This window comes from Sphingobacterium thermophilum (assembly GCF_039541675.1).
Lineage (GTDB): Bacteria > Bacteroidota > Bacteroidia > Sphingobacteriales > Sphingobacteriaceae > Sphingobacterium > Sphingobacterium thermophilum.
On record NZ_BAABGR010000030.1, the window covers coordinates 1 to 548 of the forward strand.

Consider the following 548-nt stretch of genomic DNA (forward strand, 5'->3'; position numbering starts at 1 on the left):
ACAAGCCGAGCAGGGTCGAAAGACGGACATAGTGATCCGGTGGTTCTGAATGGAAGGGCCATCGCTCAAAGGATAAAAGGTACTCTGGGGATAACAGGCTGATCTCCCCCAAGAGCTCATATCGACGGGGAGGTTTGGCACCTCGATGTCGGCTCGTCACATCCTGGGGCTGGAGAAGGTCCCAAGGGTTGGGCTGTTCGCCCATTAAAGTGGCACGCGAGCTGGGTTCAGAACGTCGCGAGACAGTTCGGTCCCTATCTGTTGTGGGCGCAGGAAGTTTGAGTGGATCTGTCCTTAGTACGAGAGGACCGGGATGGACTGACCTCTAGTGAACCAGTTATGCCGCCAGGTGTACGGCTGGGTAGCTACGTCGGGAATAGATAAGCGCTGAAAGCATCTAAGTGCGAAACTAGCCACAAGATGAGACTTCCCTATAGGGTCGTTGGAGATTACGACGTTGATAGGCTACAGGTGTAAAGGTAGAGATACCAAAGCCGAGTAGTACTAATCGCCCGAGACTTTCAAGGCATAAGATACGCTGTTGTCTT

1 rRNA gene is annotated in these 548 nt (G+C 52.9%); it reads left to right on the forward strand.

From position 1 onward, the window contains the following. A 23S ribosomal RNA gene (locus ABD873_RS10595) occupies positions 1-529 on the forward strand; the annotation flags it as partial. Between the last annotated feature and the right edge of the window lie 19 nt (positions 530-548).